The following is a 14,793-nucleotide window of genomic DNA, read 5'->3' on the forward strand; positions in this document are numbered from 1 at the left end:
GATCCGAACTTGTGAGAAACTCACTGTGATCATCCATGGAGCTACTCCGTGAGAAAATACATCTCGAACGGACTCGCAGATCACAAACCTACCGGAAAGGTGGGGTCAAAACACCGCTTACGATCGAAAACAACAAGACCGCCGTTTTCTGGCTCGCCGGCACCTCCAAGGCCGTGAAGAAGACCCGCAACCAGCGCAACATCCCGTCGAACGGCGAACGCAAGAAGTTCGAGGTCGATCTCGAGACCTGGGTCGCTTTCGACACGGTCGAGGAATACGACGTCGACCGCATGACCGTGGACGAAAAGGAAGTCGTCTACGAGAGCGGCGCGAACGCACTCGGCCGCGCGACCGACATCGAGGTTTACGCCAAGATGGCGGAAGCCCACACCGACGCGCATATCGACTTTTCCTCCGGCGCCTTCACCGCCGCCAATGCGCTCACGCTCTGCAAGATGCTTCAGGAGGACAAGGTGTCCTGGAACGGCGAGGTCTATTGCGGCCTGCCGCCGCTGCAGTGGAACCAGTTGCTCGCCAACAAGGTGGTGAACTCGGCCGATCACGTCGGGCCGGATCTGCCCTTCGTCAAGGCGACGGACACGCGCTTCTGGAACGGAGTGAACTGGTTTCTCTTCGTCGAGGAGGAGGCGGAAGATCTCTATCCCGTACCGGGCGCCAACCAGCAGGACCTCTTCATCTGGCACAGATCAGCCATGGGGTGGGGCAACAACACGGATCTCCGCGTGATCCCGCAATGGGACAATTACGAGGACTGGTGGACGATCAACATGCAGGCGAAGGGCGCCGCCACGACCCTGCAGGAAGGCAATGGCGTGAAGCGCTTCACCACCTCCACCGATTCCGAAATCGAAATCGTCTGACAGGAAGGAAAGACCATGAACCTGAAGGGCTTCAAGACCATCACCCATATCGGCACCACGACCGGGGCCGCCGGCTCCAACCGCGCGCTGCACGCCTATCTCACCAACGACGACGCGGCGGCCGTCGAGACCTCCGACTATTTCAACGACCTGTCGGATCGGCTGAAGGTCGGCGACATCATTCTGGCGTCGCTGGATCTCGACGGATCGCCGGCGCTGAAAAACTACATCGTCACCGACATCACCTCCGGCGCGGTGACGATCGCCGCGCAGACCGTGGCGTGATCGATCCGGCTCCGGCTTCGGCCGGGGCCGCTTTTCCGAGGCTGACCCATGGCGCTGCTCACCCATCTCGACGTCGTCAACGCCGCCTGCGCCCGGATCGGCGCGGAGCCGATCGAGGATTTCGACGACGATCTCGGCGGCGGACAGGCCGCCTCACTCGTTTACGAGGAGATCGTCAGGTTTAATCTCGGGATTTACCGGTTTTCCTGGGCGACGACGATCAGGCCTCTGTCGATGCTGACCAACGCCACGCCTTTCACCGGCTGGGATTACGTGTACGAGTTGCCGGCCGAACGGCTGGGCCCGCCGCTCTACATCACCGACGACATCACCTGTCCGGATGCGCGTTTCAGCCGCTATACGCTTGTCGGCAGCACGGTGCATTCCGACGCCGAGGCGTTGTTCGCCGCGATCAAGTTTCTGCCCGATCCGCATCTCTGGAGCGCGACGTTTCTGTCCGCCACGGTGACGGCGCTCGCTTCCGATCTTTCCTATGCGCTCGCGAACGACCGGCAGGGCAAGGAGACCCTGTACCGCGAAGCCTATGGCGCGCCTTCGGAGATGTTTCGCGGCGGCAAGATGGGCGCGGCGATCCGCGAGGACGGGCAGGCGACGCCGCCGCGAAAGCCCGACTATGACAACAACCCACTGACGCGCGCCTGGTTGAGCTGATGGTCGCGAGCCCCGGAACACTTCAAAGCAGTTTCACCTCCGGCGAGCACGACCCGCATCTGGGCGATCGCGACGAGCTGAAATACTACAACACCGGCGCGTCTTACGCCGCCAATGTGGAGATCATCCCGCAGGGCGGGTTTCGCGTGAGGGCCGGCCTGCGCGACATCGGCGAACTGCAATCGGACGCCGCACGGCTGTTTTCCTTCACCGCGTCCGACGGCTCGGCCTATGACATCGTGCTGGGGCCCGGCGCGGCCGAAGCCTGGGGCGAGGCGGGCAAGCTCCAGACATTCTCGACGAACGTCACCGCCGACATGCTGGGGGAGATAGATGCCGCGCAGCAGCTCGACACCATGATCCTGTTTCACCGGGAGCTGGAACCGGAGCGGATCAAGCATGAGGGCGAAACCAGCTGGTCAGTCGATAAAGCGCCGCTCGAGGATATTCCGACTTACGACTATGGCGATGACTACGAAAACGGGGTTTCTGCCGCCTGGCATCTCGAATTTGTCGGACTTGTAACCGGATCTGTTTTCAACCTGACGATCAGCAACCAGGAAACCGAGTCGATCAGCTGGGATACGGATACGGCTGTTACCGAAGCGGCGATACAGGCGGCAATCGACGAACTTCCGAATGTCGGAGAAGGCGTCACCGTCAGCACGCTGAGCGACCGAAAGTTCCGGATCGAATTCAACGGCGACGACAATCTGGGCGACGACTGGGCGGTTTCCGGCACGGTGATCAACAAGTCGGACGCCGCAGTCATCGCCTTCAAGAAAAGGGTTGGCGTTGCTCCGGGTGAAGCTGTGATTTCTGACGATCGTGGCTGGCCATCCTGCGGCACCTTCTATTCGCAGCGGCTGATCATGGGCGGGCTCGGTTCTCTGCCCAATGCCTGGATGATGAGCACGGTCGGCGACTACTACAATTTCGACGACCGGTTCACGGAGGCCAACGGGCCGGCGCTGATCCCGATGGACGTGAAAGGCGGCGAGCGGATCCTGCAGATCGTGAAGGGCCGGAACCTGCAGTTCTTCACAACGGAAGCGGAATACTGGCTGGCCGAACGGACGCTCTCCAAGACCGAAGCGCCCAATCATGTGGAGGCGAGCCGGCACGGAACCCGGCCCGGCGTGCCGATCGTCGAGAACGAGGGCGCTGCGGTTTTTGCCTATGGCGATGGCGGCGTGCTGGGCGAGTTTCGATATCTCGACACGGCCGGCAATTTCCAGTCGCTCGATATCTCGCTGCTGGCCTCGCACCTGATTGACGGGGTGAAGGATCTGGCCCAGCGGCCTGCCGCGCACTCCACCGACGGCAACATGCTCGCCGTCGTCAAGGATGACGGCTCGGCGCTGCAGTCGACATTGCTGCGCCAGCAGGATGTCACCGCCTTTTCGCGGCTCGAGACGGACGGGACGTTTCATGCGGTTTGCCGCAACGGCCGCAAGGAGATCTCGTGGATCGTCGAGCGGCCGGGCGGCATGCGCCTGGAACGGACGGAAAGCGGCCTTTTGCTGGACGAGGCCTACAGCCAGACCTTCGACACCGAAACGGACACGATACCGAATCTCGCGCGATTCAATGGCCGTGAGGTCTGGTGTATCGCCGATGATCATGTGCTTGGTCCCTATTCGGTCACCGGCGGTTCGATCGCGCTGCCGGTCGCTGTTTTGGAAGCGACGGTCGGCACCTGGAAGCCGCCGGTTGTCACGACACTGCCGCCGTCGCGCCGCATCGGGCCGAACATCGTGATGAAGCGCAAGGCGCGCATTCATTCGGTGGTGATTTCCGTGCTCGACACCACGTCGATTGCCATTGCTGCGAATGGCGGGTCGGTGAAAGACATCGATCTGATCCGCTACGGCGCGGAGGCCGACGTGCCGGAGCTGCAGGCTCCCTATTCCGGACAGCTGAAGATCCGGGGCCTGCGCGGCTACGAGGACGAGCCGACGATTACCATCAGCCAGGTGCGGCCGGGCCGGATGACGGTGCGCTCGGTCACGCTATCGGCGCGGCTCTGAGGGGGTAAATATGGAACTGGCGGTGGCGGCGTTGGGAAGCGTGTTGACGGGCGGTGGTGCGATGGCGGGCGCGGCCTCGACAGCGCTTACCGTGCTGCAGGGCGTCGGCACGGTCGTTTCCGTGCTCGGTACGCTTGGCGCGGGCGCGGCGGCTGCAGCCCAGGCGAATGCGCAGGCCGATGTGGCGATGCTTGAAGCGGGGCAGGAACAGAACCAGCAGATCCACCGGTCGATCCAGATGAAGCAGGAGCTGGCGCGCGTGCTCGGCGAGAACGATGTTGCATTCGCCGCCGCCGGGATCGACGTTTCCGGCGGCATCGCCGCGAGCGCGGCCACGACGGCGAAGAAGCGCGCCGCACAGGAAATTTCCATCGACCGGCGGGACAGTGAGTTCCGCAAATCCGTGCTCGGCTCGCAGGCGCGGAACCTGCGGAAGAAGGCAAGCGCGACACAGGGCGGCGCGCTGCTTGGAGCAATTGGATCGGTCGCCGACTTCGGCATTGACCTTGTGGACCGGGGCTGACGATGGCGAACCGCCAGACGGGCGATCCCGGCAGGATCCAGACCTTCACCGGCGTGGCGCGGATCCGCACCGATGTTCCTTCGTTCGCTGTGGATACCGGCCAGACCTGGCGCGCCGTGGCGGCGATCGGCGCGGGCTTTGCGCAAAAGCTCGGCAGGCTGGCCGACGAGGCGGCGGGGCGGGAAGCGGAGCTGAAGGGCATCGGCGTTGGCGAGGCCGCAGCCGCAAGCACGCTGCAGAAACGCCAGACCGATGCAGCCGCGGCGACCCGCGCCGGAGCTAAACCCTATCGCGCCGGCGACCCGGTGGCGACCGACCTGCCGGATCATGCGCGGGCCTTTCTGAATGCGGTCGCTTCCGACGAAAGCGCCGGCAGCTACACCGTTCGCTATACGCCGGCGGGCGGCGCGGAGTTTGCCGATCTGACCCGGCATCCGGCGATTTTCGAGCCGACAAAGGACGGCAGGAGATCATCCGCCGCCGGGCGCTACCAGATCACCAAAACGACATGGGATCGGCTTGGCGGCGGTTCCTTCGACGCGGTTAGCCAAGACCGGGCCGCATGGCGTCTGGCGCAGGAGGACTACCGGGCAGTGACCGGCCGCGACCTCTCGGCCGACCTCAAATCGGGCGGGCTGACGACCGGAATTGTCAACGCTCTGAAAGGCACCTGGCAAGCCTTCGAGACGAACCAGAGCAACTATGTGGCGACCTACCGATCGAGCCTCGAGCGCTTCCGTTCGATCGAGACGCCGCCGGCGCGACAGGTCCGGTTTGACGGGCCAAACCCTCCGGAGGAGAAGCCGCTTTCGACAACGCCGCTGGCGCTTCGCCGCGACGGGACGGTGCGCGGCGAGCATTTCGACCGGGCGGCGATCAACGCCTATAGCTGGCGCATCCAGCAGGCGCTTTCCGACGAGCTGTTGCAGAACTGGATCGACAATGGCGACGATCCGCAGGCCTTCAGCGGACGCGCGGCAGAGATCCGCGAACAGTATCTGAACGACGCGTCGATGCAGGATCCGCGGCTGAGCGAGATCTTCGAGAAGAATTTCGCTGACCGGATGCAGACCTATTCCCGCGATGTGCTGGTGCGCCAGGAGGGCCGGCTGCGCGCCGAAGAGGTGCAGGCCGCCAATGACGGGATCGACGCGCAGACACGCGATATCGAAAAACAGGCTTATCTGCTTGGCGCGAGCCCGGAAGGCGACGCAATTCTCGCCGGTCAGCTCGAGCGCGCCGGCCGGGCGATCGATGGCTCGGTGGCGCAGGGCATCCTGACGCCGGCCGCCGCCGCCGCGAAAAAGGACGCGCTGGCCGAGAGCGCCGCCAATGCGCGCATACGCGGTGTGTTCGACGCGCTGGACAGTCCGGAAAAGCAGGAAGCACTCGCGCTTGGCCTGATGGAAGAGTGGGCGGATGGCAAGGGGCCGCTGAAGGACTTCGGCTACGGGCAGGTGAAAGCGCTGTCGGACACGCTCTATCGCGACGCGCGGGCGGCGCGGAACCGCGACAGCGCGGAACAGCGCTTGGAGCAGGCGCGGGTAATCCGGTTTTTCGAGGACGATATCGCCTCCTATGCGGCGACCGGCAAGGGCCTCGATATGTCCGAACTCGGTTACGAGGCGGACGATATCGTCAATCTCATCGGCCGCGAGAAGGCGGCCGAGATCCTGCAGAAACGGCATCTTGCGGAAAAGACCTGGGACGCCGTCAACGGCATGGATCTGCAGCCGGAAGCCGACATCATCGCCCGGCTGGAAACGCTCAAACCGCAGGGCGGCGAGGAAGGCTATCTGGAAGCGCTGCAGATCTGGCAGCAGGCGACGACGCGGGCGCAAGGTGTGATCAAGCAACGGCAGGCCGACCCGCTGGGACAGGCCGACGCCGGCGGGGCGATCGAGCTGCAGCCGATCGACGCTTCGAGCACGGAGAGCCTGCAGACGAGCCTGCAGCTGAGGCGCGACCAGGCGCGCGCCGTCTCCGATCTTTACGGGACGCCCTTGACCGTGTTCCGGCCGGCGGAGCGGGCGGCCTTCATTCGCGCCATGACCGACCAGCCGACGGTGATCCCGGAATTCGCCGTGGCCGTTCGTGATGCGTTCGGCGATGCGGCGCCTGCCGTGCTTTCGGAAGTGAGCGAGCAAGGGCCGATGCTTGCCCATGTCGCCGGCATTGCCGCGGCAAGCGGCGACGGCAGCGTGGCGGTGGATGTGTCGCGGGTGCTGGAAGTCCGCAAGGCAGGAGCCTACAAGATCAAGATGCCCTCGGCCGACCGCTTTGCGCAGGCCGCCCATGCCGTGACGGCCGAAGCGCTGACGGCGCTACCGAAGACGCGCGGCGCGGTGCTGGAGACGGCGGCGCTGCTGTTCGAGCAGGCGGCGAATACGCAAGGCTTCGACCCGTCAAAGGTGGGCGAAGAGGGCAGCGAAGCCAACAGCGCGTACAAGTCAGCGCTTAACCGGGCGCTGGGCGCGCGCGCAATCAATGGCCGGCAGTTTGGCGGCGTGACGGAGGTGAACGGCGCAATGACGATCGCGCCGCACGACATGCCGGCGGAAGACCTGCAGCGGCTGGTCCAGTCGCTGTCCGCCGAGGATCTGGCGATGATGCCGGAAATCGGCACGGCGAACGGCGTTGCGATCAAGCTGCGCGATATCCGCTCGGCGCATCTGGTCGCGGTCGGCGAGGGCGAATACTACCTGGCGCTGGGCGATCCGGAATCGGACGATCCGCGCTATCTGCAGACGCCGCAAGGCGGCATTTACCGCTTCGACGCAAGGGCGCTTTACGACGCCAAGGGCCGCGACATTGGCTTCCAGTGGCGGGACCTGCTTCCGTGAGTTTCATCTACGAGCAGCCGCGACCGGCCGGCCGGCTGACATTCGCCGGCGGCGAGGCGGATCTCGGCTCGATCTTCGACGCGGCGTATCAAAGCCTGCAATATGTCGACAACGCCACGGGGCGCTACGAGGCAAGCGAGCGGGCCTATGACGGGCGGATCCGCGCCATCGAGGCGGCGACAGGCCAGCGGCTGGAAAACCCGCTTGTGGCGGCCGACGCCGCGTTTCGCCGGCGCTTTACCGACCCCGATCTCTTCCGGCCGCCACGGGACGTTGACCTGAGGGAGTGGAGAAGCTCGCGAGGGCTCGCGAAACTCGTCGACGAAAAGTCAACCGCGTTCACAAGACTTCTTGCCGAACTGGCGGAAAAATTCCCCGATGCGGCAAAGGCGATCGGCGCGGACCGGCCGGTGGCAGAGGACGCCCGCGCGATCGCCCGTGACGCGGAGCAGCGGTTGGCTGTTCTTGCCGGCTCGCGCGACGGCGCCGGCAAATGGGCTGCGATGCTGGCGGGCGGCGGGCTGGCCTCTCTTCGCGATCCGATCACCGTCGGTTCGCTGGTCGCTGGCGGCGGGGCAGGCGGCGCGCGCACCCTGTTTGGCCGCATCCTGACCGTGGCCACGAAAGAGGCGCTGATCAACGCCGGCAGCGAGGCGCTGCTGCAGCCCTCCGTGCAGGCCTGGCGCAGGGAGGCCGGCCTCGATGCGGGGCTTGACCAGGCGATCCGCAACATCGCGTTTGCAGGTGCTTTCGGCGGCGTGCTGGGCGCCGGCGGCGCAAGCCTGGCCGAGGGCGGGCGCTTTCTGTTGAAACCGGCGCAGCGCGACGCTGTGGCCGATTCGCTTGCCCGCCAGCCGGACATGCCGGAACGCACGCGGCAGGCGCTTTCCGGCAATGCTCAGGCCGCGGCGGATCTGCTGTCGCCGGTGAACGAGGACCTGCCGCCGGAGGCGCGCGGGGCTCTCGCCGCCAAGGCCAGAAGCGACCACGCGGATTTCGCGCGGCCGGAAACGGTCGATCCCGAGATTCACGATCGCGCCGTCTCGAAGGCTGAAAGGGCGATATCGCAACCCGAGGCGGCGCCGTTTATCGCGGATCCCGATCCGGACCAGGTGGAGCGGATTGTCGGCGCGCTTGCCGGTGGACAGCAAGAGGCCGCGACCGGCGAGACCGGCCTAGTGTCCTTTCTCATCGCCGAGGGCGGCGTGCGGGATTTTCGTGGCGAGCTGGCGGCGATCGGCGCGGACCAAGTCAACGAACGTTTTCGTGGCCGGCTGGTGAAGGAAAGCGGCAAGCCGCTGGACCAGGCGCGCGAGGCGGCCGCTGAGGCCGGCTATTTCAACGACCTGTACGGGACGCCTGAGGAGGCGGTGTCGCAATCAACCGTTCGCGATCTGCTTGATGCGATCGACGGAGAGATGACGACGGCCCGTGACGGCGCGGCGCGCGCCGGGGACGACGCCGACCATGTGCGCAATCTCATAGACCAGGTAGCGCGCTATGCCGGCCCTGGCGTTTCTGACGACATCATCATCCGCGCGGCGAAGCTTGTGAACGAGACCGGCGTGGATCCATTCGACGCGGTGGAGAGCGTGTTCATCGCCGCAGACGAGCGCGCGGGCAAAATGCCCGCCGCCGATTTGCCGCCCGGCTGGAGCGACGCGGAACTGGAAGCAGCGTCAACCTCGCGGACCGGAACGCCCGAGCTCGACGGACCGGAGCCGGCGCTCAACGATCCCGACGACTGGCTCGAGGCCGGCGATCTCGCGGAGCTCGATGAGGATCTGCAGATCCCGTTCGGCGATGGCGTGGCGAGCGTGAAAGCCGTGCTGGTCGACATCGAGCGCGCGGAAACAATGAAAGCGGTTGTGGAGGCCTGCCGGATATGAGCTTTGCCGATTGCCTGAAGGAAGCCGTTTCCGGCGGCGAACTTTCCTCCGACGATGCGGCCCGGCTGGAGCGCGACTTCAAACGCTTCGAGGCGCACCACAGAACGCAAAGTGCTGCGACGGCGGACGCCGAGGCCAAACGCGCGCTGGCAGAGCTGCTCGAGGCCGAGAGCGCCCACAAGAAGCGCCAGGCGAAACTGGCGATCAAGTCGATCCGTCGGATCGACGCGGATCTGCAGGCGCACAGGAACGCCGGCGGTTGGCGCGACATCGCCGGCGGCGCGCTGGACATGCTGGAGCATTTCGGGACGGCGGCGTTTTCCAGCGTCGAGGGCCGGCGGCGGGCGATCATCGGCATGGCGCATGCGCAGATGGAAAACCTGCTCCATCACTTCCGGCGCGGGGCGATTGGAGGCGACAAGGCGCGCTGGCATCGCGCCCAGCTCGACAATGTGGTGCGCGAGGCTTTCGGCGAGGCGACAGGCGACGCGGCCGCCAAAGGCTTCGCGACAAGCTGGGGCAAGACGGCCGACTGGCTACGCCGGCGCTTCAACGCCGCCGGCGGGGCGATCGGCAAGCTGGAGAACTGGGGCCTGCCACAGCATCATGACGCAAGGGCGCTGAGAAAACGCGGCCTGCAGCAGTGGAAGGAGGATATCCGGCCGATGCTGGACGCGGCGCGGATGGTGCATCCGCTGACCGGCGAGCGGGTCGGCCGCGAGGAGCTGGACGATATTCTCGATGATGTGTTTCTGAGCATCGTCACCGATGGCTGGAACCGGCGGGAGCCGAAACGGCAGGCGATGGGCCGCGGCGCGCTCGCCAACCAGAGGGCCGAACACCGCTTTCTGACGTTTCGTGACGCCGACAGCTGGCTTGCCTATCAGCGCGCCTATGGCGGCAACGACCCGTTCGCCACGATGATGGGCCACATCAACATGATGGCGCGCGACATCGCCGCGATGGAGGTGCTCGGGCCGAACCCGCAGGGTACGATCGAATGGCTGAAACAGGCCGTCACGAAGGAAGCGCATGCGAAGGCTGCGGGAAAGCCGTCGCGCTTTGCCGGCAAGCCGGAGCGGGCGCTCGACCGCGCCAGCGTGGCGACGCACCGGATCGACGCCGTCTGGGGCTCGATCCGCGGGACGCTGGAAACGCCGGTCAACGGATGGTGGGCGAATGTGGCCTCGGCCGGCAGGAGCCTGATTACCTCGAGCGTGCTTGGCTCAGCCGCGATCTCCGCGCTGAGCGACCTTGGCACGTCGATGGTGGCGCGAGAATTCGCAGGCATTGCATCACGCGGCGCCTTGCCGGAGACGATCCGCGCCATGCTGCCGGCGACGCGGCGCGAGGGTGTCGCAAGCGGCCTGATCCTCGACAACGCCATGCATGTGTTTCATGCACAGGCGCGCTATGTCGGCACGCTGGGCGGGCCGGAATGGGCGCGTTATCTCGCTGACCGGGTGCTGACCTATTCGGGACTGACGCCTTTTACCCAGGCCGGCCGGCACGCCTTCGGCCTCGCCTTCCAGCACGAAGCGGCGAAGCGGGCAGGCCAAGCCTTTGCGGATCTGCCGGAGCTTCTGCGCAACACCTTTCGCCGCTACGGCATCACCGCTCACCAGTGGGATCTGATCCGTAAGGCGGAGCTGCACGACGGCGGCAATGGCGTGGCGTTTCTGAGGCCGGTCGAGATCGCCGAGCGGATCGACCCGGCGCTGGCCGAACGCTGGCTCGAGATGATCCAGGCCGAAACGGAATACGCGATACCCTCGACGTCGCACCGCTCGAGGACGGCGATGATCGACCAGAACCGGCCGGGCACCTTTATCGGCGAGGTCGTGCGCTCCTTCGCCCAGTTCAAGAGTTTCGGCGCGGTGATGATCCTGCTGCACGGCCGGCGGATGTTTCACCTGGTTACGGCGCGCGAGACGCGGCCGCTGGGGGCGGCCTATGCCGGCGGCCTGCTGATTGCGACGGCCGTGTTCGGCGCGCTGGCGCTGCAGATCAAGCAGGTGGCGGCTGGGCGGGATCCGCGCGACATGACGACGAAGGATTTCTGGGGCGGCGCGCTGCTGCAGGGCGGCGGGCTCGGCATCTATGGCGATTTCCTCTTCGCCGACATCAACCGCTATGGCGGCGGCTTCGCCTCGACAGTCGCCGGCCCTGTCATCGAGCGCGCCAACGACTTCTGGAACCTGACGGCCGGCAACGCCGTGCAGCTCGCCTCCGGAGAGAAAACCCACTTCGGGCGCGAGCTTGTGAAGTTTGCACGGGGGAATGTACCCGGCTCGAACATCTGGTATCTGCGGCTTGCCTGGGAGCGGCTATTGATGGACCAGCTGCAGTATCTCGCGGACCCGGAGGCCAACGCGGCCTTCAAGCGCCAGCAGCAGTATTGGAAGCGGGAATACGGGCAGGAGTTTTATTGGCGGCCGGGGGAGAGGATGCCGAGCAGGTGGCCGGATGTGGGGGGTGTAGCGGGCTGGTAGATATTACCGAGAATGTGTGGACGTGGGTGGGACGATTGCATTCGACCTGTGCATAACGCCGCGCAGCTTGATTTATCTCAACATGGGGTTGTGATGTTGGCTATTCACGGTTCCATACAGTAGAGTAGTCAAGCTGATGGCGTTTGTACTCGGGGCAAATTTGTTTGGTCATAGAATCACATTTTTGGCGGGATGACATCGCAGAGTACGTGAAGAAGTTCCGGCCTGTGAAGAATCCGCCGCGTTGGTCGGAACGGTTGGTCGTGAATTTTGAAAAAGATATTACCTTGGCTCTCTTTATGGTTCGAAGATTAGCCGAAGCTGGCAAGTTCTCGAGTAGATTCAAAAATCACCAAGCAAAGGTGTTCAGATGTCCATTCAGCGGAAGGCCGCATCGGCTAATATATAAGGATATTGACGAGCTATATGAGCTCGAAACCGAGGAATGCGTTTCCAAAAGCGCAATGTTCGTCTGTAATCAATTTATTCATGCCGATTTCACCTATGCTATAAGACGAGAAGACCGCAATTGGGATGGACTGTACACAAGTTCAGATTTTGAGAAGCGAAAATGGATTTACCGGATACCGATAACTGAAATTATTGATATCTTGGAACTCGCGGTTGAAGATGAACCAACTATCATCTCGTGGCGCTATAATCCCGATTCAGAAGACTGGATTGTGAAAACCGATTAGAAAACTAACAATCGTCCACTATTACAGCGCCCAATTCCGCCACCCATCCATATCTATCAACGTACACCGCACATAGCGCCCGGCAATCAGCTTGCTGTTTCGGGACTTGTCGAACAGGACGATATGAGGCGGATCCTGCCGCCAGCAGTGCTAATAGAGGGTCGAGTTTGGGTTCCTAATCATTAGCTTTCCATCGTAACTTCGGCGACTTCTCCATCAACAAAGCGAACCGATAGAAGGTAGTTTGTAACGCTGTTCGGTAGACTGAAATCGAAAACATCGGTTCTGTCGTCACCGGTGGAACTCCATGAACCTATCAAAACAAGTGAATCCAAAACTTCAGCGGCCTCAGGAGCCTTAGTCTGGCAAGCCTTGATCCAAGCATCGGCATCCAGTTCACTTAGATGGTGAGAAACAAATAGTGTCGGGCCATATTCGCCCTCGGGTGTCCCATACAAGGCCCTGATCGCTGCCCGCGCGGCCTTTTCGTACTGTGTCGTGTCCATCAGAAACTCTTTTGCGTGGCCTCATTTGCCAATTAGTATTGTGATACACATCATATCGTACGGAAAGTGCATGATTAGGATCGTCCCGGCAATGGCCAATCCGTCTGCAAGGCGGTCGATGGGCTGCTATTCCCGTATCCAGTTTCGCCACCCATCCATGTCAATCAGCGTACAACGCACATACCGCCCGGCAATCAGTTTGCTGTTGCGGGACTTGTCGAACATGACGATATGAGGCGGGCCTTGCCGCAGGGCCTGACGCCAGCGGCCGGCCCACTCGGTATCGCGAAAAAGCCGGCCGATGCGGTTTCCGAAATTCGGCACACAGAGCGTCCATGACGGGCCGGTGAAGCCCTTGTCCATCAGGCCGATTTCGACCTGCGCCAGTGTCTCGCGGGCTTGCGTCAACGTGATCGCGTCACGGTCGATCGCTTCGAGCAATTCCTGAATTGTGCCGTGCTCGCCGTCCTTCCATGCCTCGATTGGAACCGAGAGCAGATGCTCGAGACAATCCCGCCAGTCATTCGAGGGGCCTTCCAGCCGGGGCGTGAGCTCAGGCACCGGCGTGAGGCCGAGTTTCGACCAGAGCAGCCGCGCCCGCGCCGGCCCGAACTGGATGCGCGCCTCGCGCACCATGTCGAGCCGGGTGCGCCATACCTGCACGGACGAACTGTCGAGATCCGGCAGCGGCTCCGCGTCGCCTTCCGGGCGATATTGCCCCGTCTTGCGGATCTGCGGCAGCACATCATGCGCCAGCCAGCGCTTGAATCGCTCCGCTTCCGGCTTGCGGGAGCGGAACACGAGGCGGAAAACGCCCGGTTCGGACACCACAAGACGGGCATCCGGACCATCAAGACCATTAGATACACCCTTACTAAGGGTGTAACTCTCATCGTCGTCGAGCGATGACAGCGCATTTTCCGGTTTTACGAGACCCAAAGCACGGCAAACATCGACACCGACGAACCACGGTTCGCCCTCGATCTCAACGACGCGCACGAGATTTTCCTCGAACGCGAAATTGACAGGAACGTGCATCATTGCCGGGCGCCCGATGCATTGACGAACCGGTCGACCGTCTTGAGTTTGTCGTCGATCGTGAAGAGGGTGGAAAGCACAGTGTCGCGCATGGAAAGCCACTGCTGGCCTTCGGCGTCTTCCGCCACGAATTCCAGCAGTTTGAGCAGGTTCTGCGCTTCGGAGAGATCCGTCTCCACCTGCAGCCGATGCGGGTTTTCTTCAGAGTCCAATGGTGTATGAATAGCCGCAGCCATCCTCGATCCTCCTGTGATCGGGGTTTCGGTGAGAGCCGGAGCGGAAGCGCCAACTTCCCTTCGGCTCGCGACTGTGATACCACGGTTGCCAATGCTGGTCAATAATTGTGGTATCACGGATGAAGAAAAAACCTGGGCCGCCTGCTACTGGTAAAGGAACGCCGGTGATGACGCGCCTTCAGGATGACTTACTCACGCCGTTGGACTCCTATGTTTCTTCCGAGCCCGACAAGCCATCGCGCCCGGAAGCAGTCCGCCGTATCCTGCGGAACTGGCTAATTGCTCACGGCTATCTTGAAAAAGACGCGAATTACGATTAAGAAATCAACCGTGAGTTGTGGGATGGGTCCGGCAATTTGCATTGAGGTGCAATATGACACTTGAGGAGCGGATCCTCGGCAAGACATTTGCTGGAATAACCTTTGGTGAATACTCTGCAGGAATTTCCTTTTCAGACGGAAGCGCTTTTGCTGTCTTCACCCGCATTCGTTGTGACATCGTTGAGCAGGAAGACTGTACTGTCACGGAATGTGTTTTCAACGACGAAAAAGCGTGGATGAAAATCGGATCAGACTCCACTGTCGAAATCAGCATGGATGCGAATGACTTGGTAGGCCCCGAATTTTATGCGTTCTGTGATGTCGACGGGACCTGGGTGGTCGCAAACTAGCCGCAGTCATGATGCGCATGTACTGGACAC

At 63.0% G+C, this 14,793-nt stretch carries 14 protein-coding genes; 11 read left to right on the top strand and 3 right to left on the bottom strand.

The annotated features are described in order from the left end of the window. The first annotated feature begins 35 nt into the window (after window positions 1-35). The 9 genes from AAFN47_RS26905 (at window position 36) to AAFN47_RS26945 (ending at window position 12,313) form a co-directional block, all read left to right on the top strand. The gene (locus AAFN47_RS26905) at window positions 36-881 is read left to right on the top strand and encodes a phage capsid protein (protein ID WP_499812314.1); all 846 of its coding nucleotides are present in this window, start codon (window positions 36-38) and stop codon (window positions 879-881) included. A 15-nt stretch (window positions 882-896) separates the two neighbouring features. After that, window positions 897-1,166 carry a hypothetical protein gene (locus tag AAFN47_RS26910; RefSeq protein ID WP_499812315.1) on the top strand — a complete coding sequence of 90 codons (270 nt, stop codon included), beginning with the start codon at window positions 897-899 and terminating at the stop codon, window positions 1,164-1,166. Between the two features lie 48 nt (window positions 1,167-1,214). After that, complete coding sequence (locus AAFN47_RS26915; protein ID WP_499812316.1) at window positions 1,215-1,838, top strand: phage connector family protein; 624 nt, start codon at window positions 1,215-1,217, stop codon at window positions 1,836-1,838. Continuing rightward, window positions 1,838-3,868 (top strand): phage tail protein, encoded by a 2,031-nt coding sequence (locus tag AAFN47_RS26920; protein ID WP_499812317.1) that lies wholly within the window; start codon window positions 1,838-1,840, stop codon window positions 3,866-3,868. Before AAFN47_RS26915 ends, AAFN47_RS26920 begins: the two co-directional genes overlap by 1 nt. Before the next feature lie 10 nt (window positions 3,869-3,878). After that, window positions 3,879-4,391: a hypothetical protein gene (locus tag AAFN47_RS26925; RefSeq protein ID WP_499812318.1), complete on the top strand. Its 513-nt coding sequence runs from the start codon at window positions 3,879-3,881 to the stop codon at window positions 4,389-4,391. 2 nt (window positions 4,392-4,393) lie between these two features. Continuing rightward, the gene (locus AAFN47_RS26930; protein WP_499812319.1) at window positions 4,394-7,234 is read left to right on the top strand and encodes a hypothetical protein; all 2,841 of its coding nucleotides are present in this window, start codon (window positions 4,394-4,396) and stop codon (window positions 7,232-7,234) included. Then, window positions 7,231-9,123, top strand: a complete 1,893-nt coding sequence (locus tag AAFN47_RS26935; protein WP_499812320.1) for a hypothetical protein — start codon at window positions 7,231-7,233, stop codon at window positions 9,121-9,123. The genes AAFN47_RS26930 and AAFN47_RS26935 overlap by 4 nt, the downstream gene beginning before the upstream one ends. Next, window positions 9,120-11,615 (top strand): hypothetical protein, encoded by a 2,496-nt coding sequence (locus AAFN47_RS26940; protein ID WP_499812321.1) that lies wholly within the window; start codon window positions 9,120-9,122, stop codon window positions 11,613-11,615. Before AAFN47_RS26935 ends, AAFN47_RS26940 begins: the two co-directional genes overlap by 4 nt. A gap of 209 nt (window positions 11,616-11,824) precedes the next feature. Next, entirely contained in the window at window positions 11,825-12,313 is a 489-nt protein-coding gene (locus AAFN47_RS26945; RefSeq protein WP_499812322.1) for a hypothetical protein, read from the top strand. Between the two features lie 182 nt (window positions 12,314-12,495). Here AAFN47_RS26945 and AAFN47_RS26950 read toward each other — a convergent pair whose 3' ends face one another. The 3 genes from AAFN47_RS26950 to AAFN47_RS26960 form a co-directional block, all read right to left on the bottom strand. After that, window positions 12,496-12,819, bottom strand: a complete 324-nt coding sequence (locus tag AAFN47_RS26950) for a DUF2004 domain-containing protein (RefSeq protein WP_499812323.1) — start codon at window positions 12,817-12,819, stop codon at window positions 12,496-12,498. Between the two features lie 126 nt (window positions 12,820-12,945). Continuing rightward, entirely contained in the window at window positions 12,946-13,860 is a 915-nt protein-coding gene (locus AAFN47_RS26955; RefSeq protein ID WP_499812324.1) for a BRO-N domain-containing protein, read from the bottom strand. Further along, window positions 13,857-14,093 carry a hypothetical protein gene (locus AAFN47_RS26960; protein WP_499812325.1) on the bottom strand — a complete coding sequence of 79 codons (237 nt, stop codon included), beginning with the start codon at window positions 14,091-14,093 and terminating at the stop codon, window positions 13,857-13,859. Before AAFN47_RS26960 ends, AAFN47_RS26955 begins: the two co-directional genes overlap by 4 nt. Before the next feature lie 119 nt (window positions 14,094-14,212). Here AAFN47_RS26960 and AAFN47_RS26965 point away from each other — a divergent pair, with 119 nt between their 5' ends. Both AAFN47_RS26965 and AAFN47_RS26970 read left to right on the top strand, forming a co-directional pair. Further along, window positions 14,213-14,413, top strand: coding sequence for a hypothetical protein (locus AAFN47_RS26965; RefSeq protein ID WP_499812326.1), 201 nt, complete (start codon window positions 14,213-14,215; stop codon window positions 14,411-14,413). A 53-nt stretch (window positions 14,414-14,466) separates the two neighbouring features. After that, window positions 14,467-14,763, top strand: coding sequence for a hypothetical protein (locus AAFN47_RS26970; RefSeq protein ID WP_499812327.1), 297 nt, complete (start codon window positions 14,467-14,469; stop codon window positions 14,761-14,763). Window positions 14,764-14,793 lie beyond the last annotated feature (30 nt).

Origin of the sequence: Hoeflea sp. CAU 1731 (genome assembly GCF_039888615.1) — a bacterium.
Taxonomy (GTDB): domain Bacteria; phylum Pseudomonadota; class Alphaproteobacteria; order Rhizobiales; family Rhizobiaceae; genus Flavimaribacter.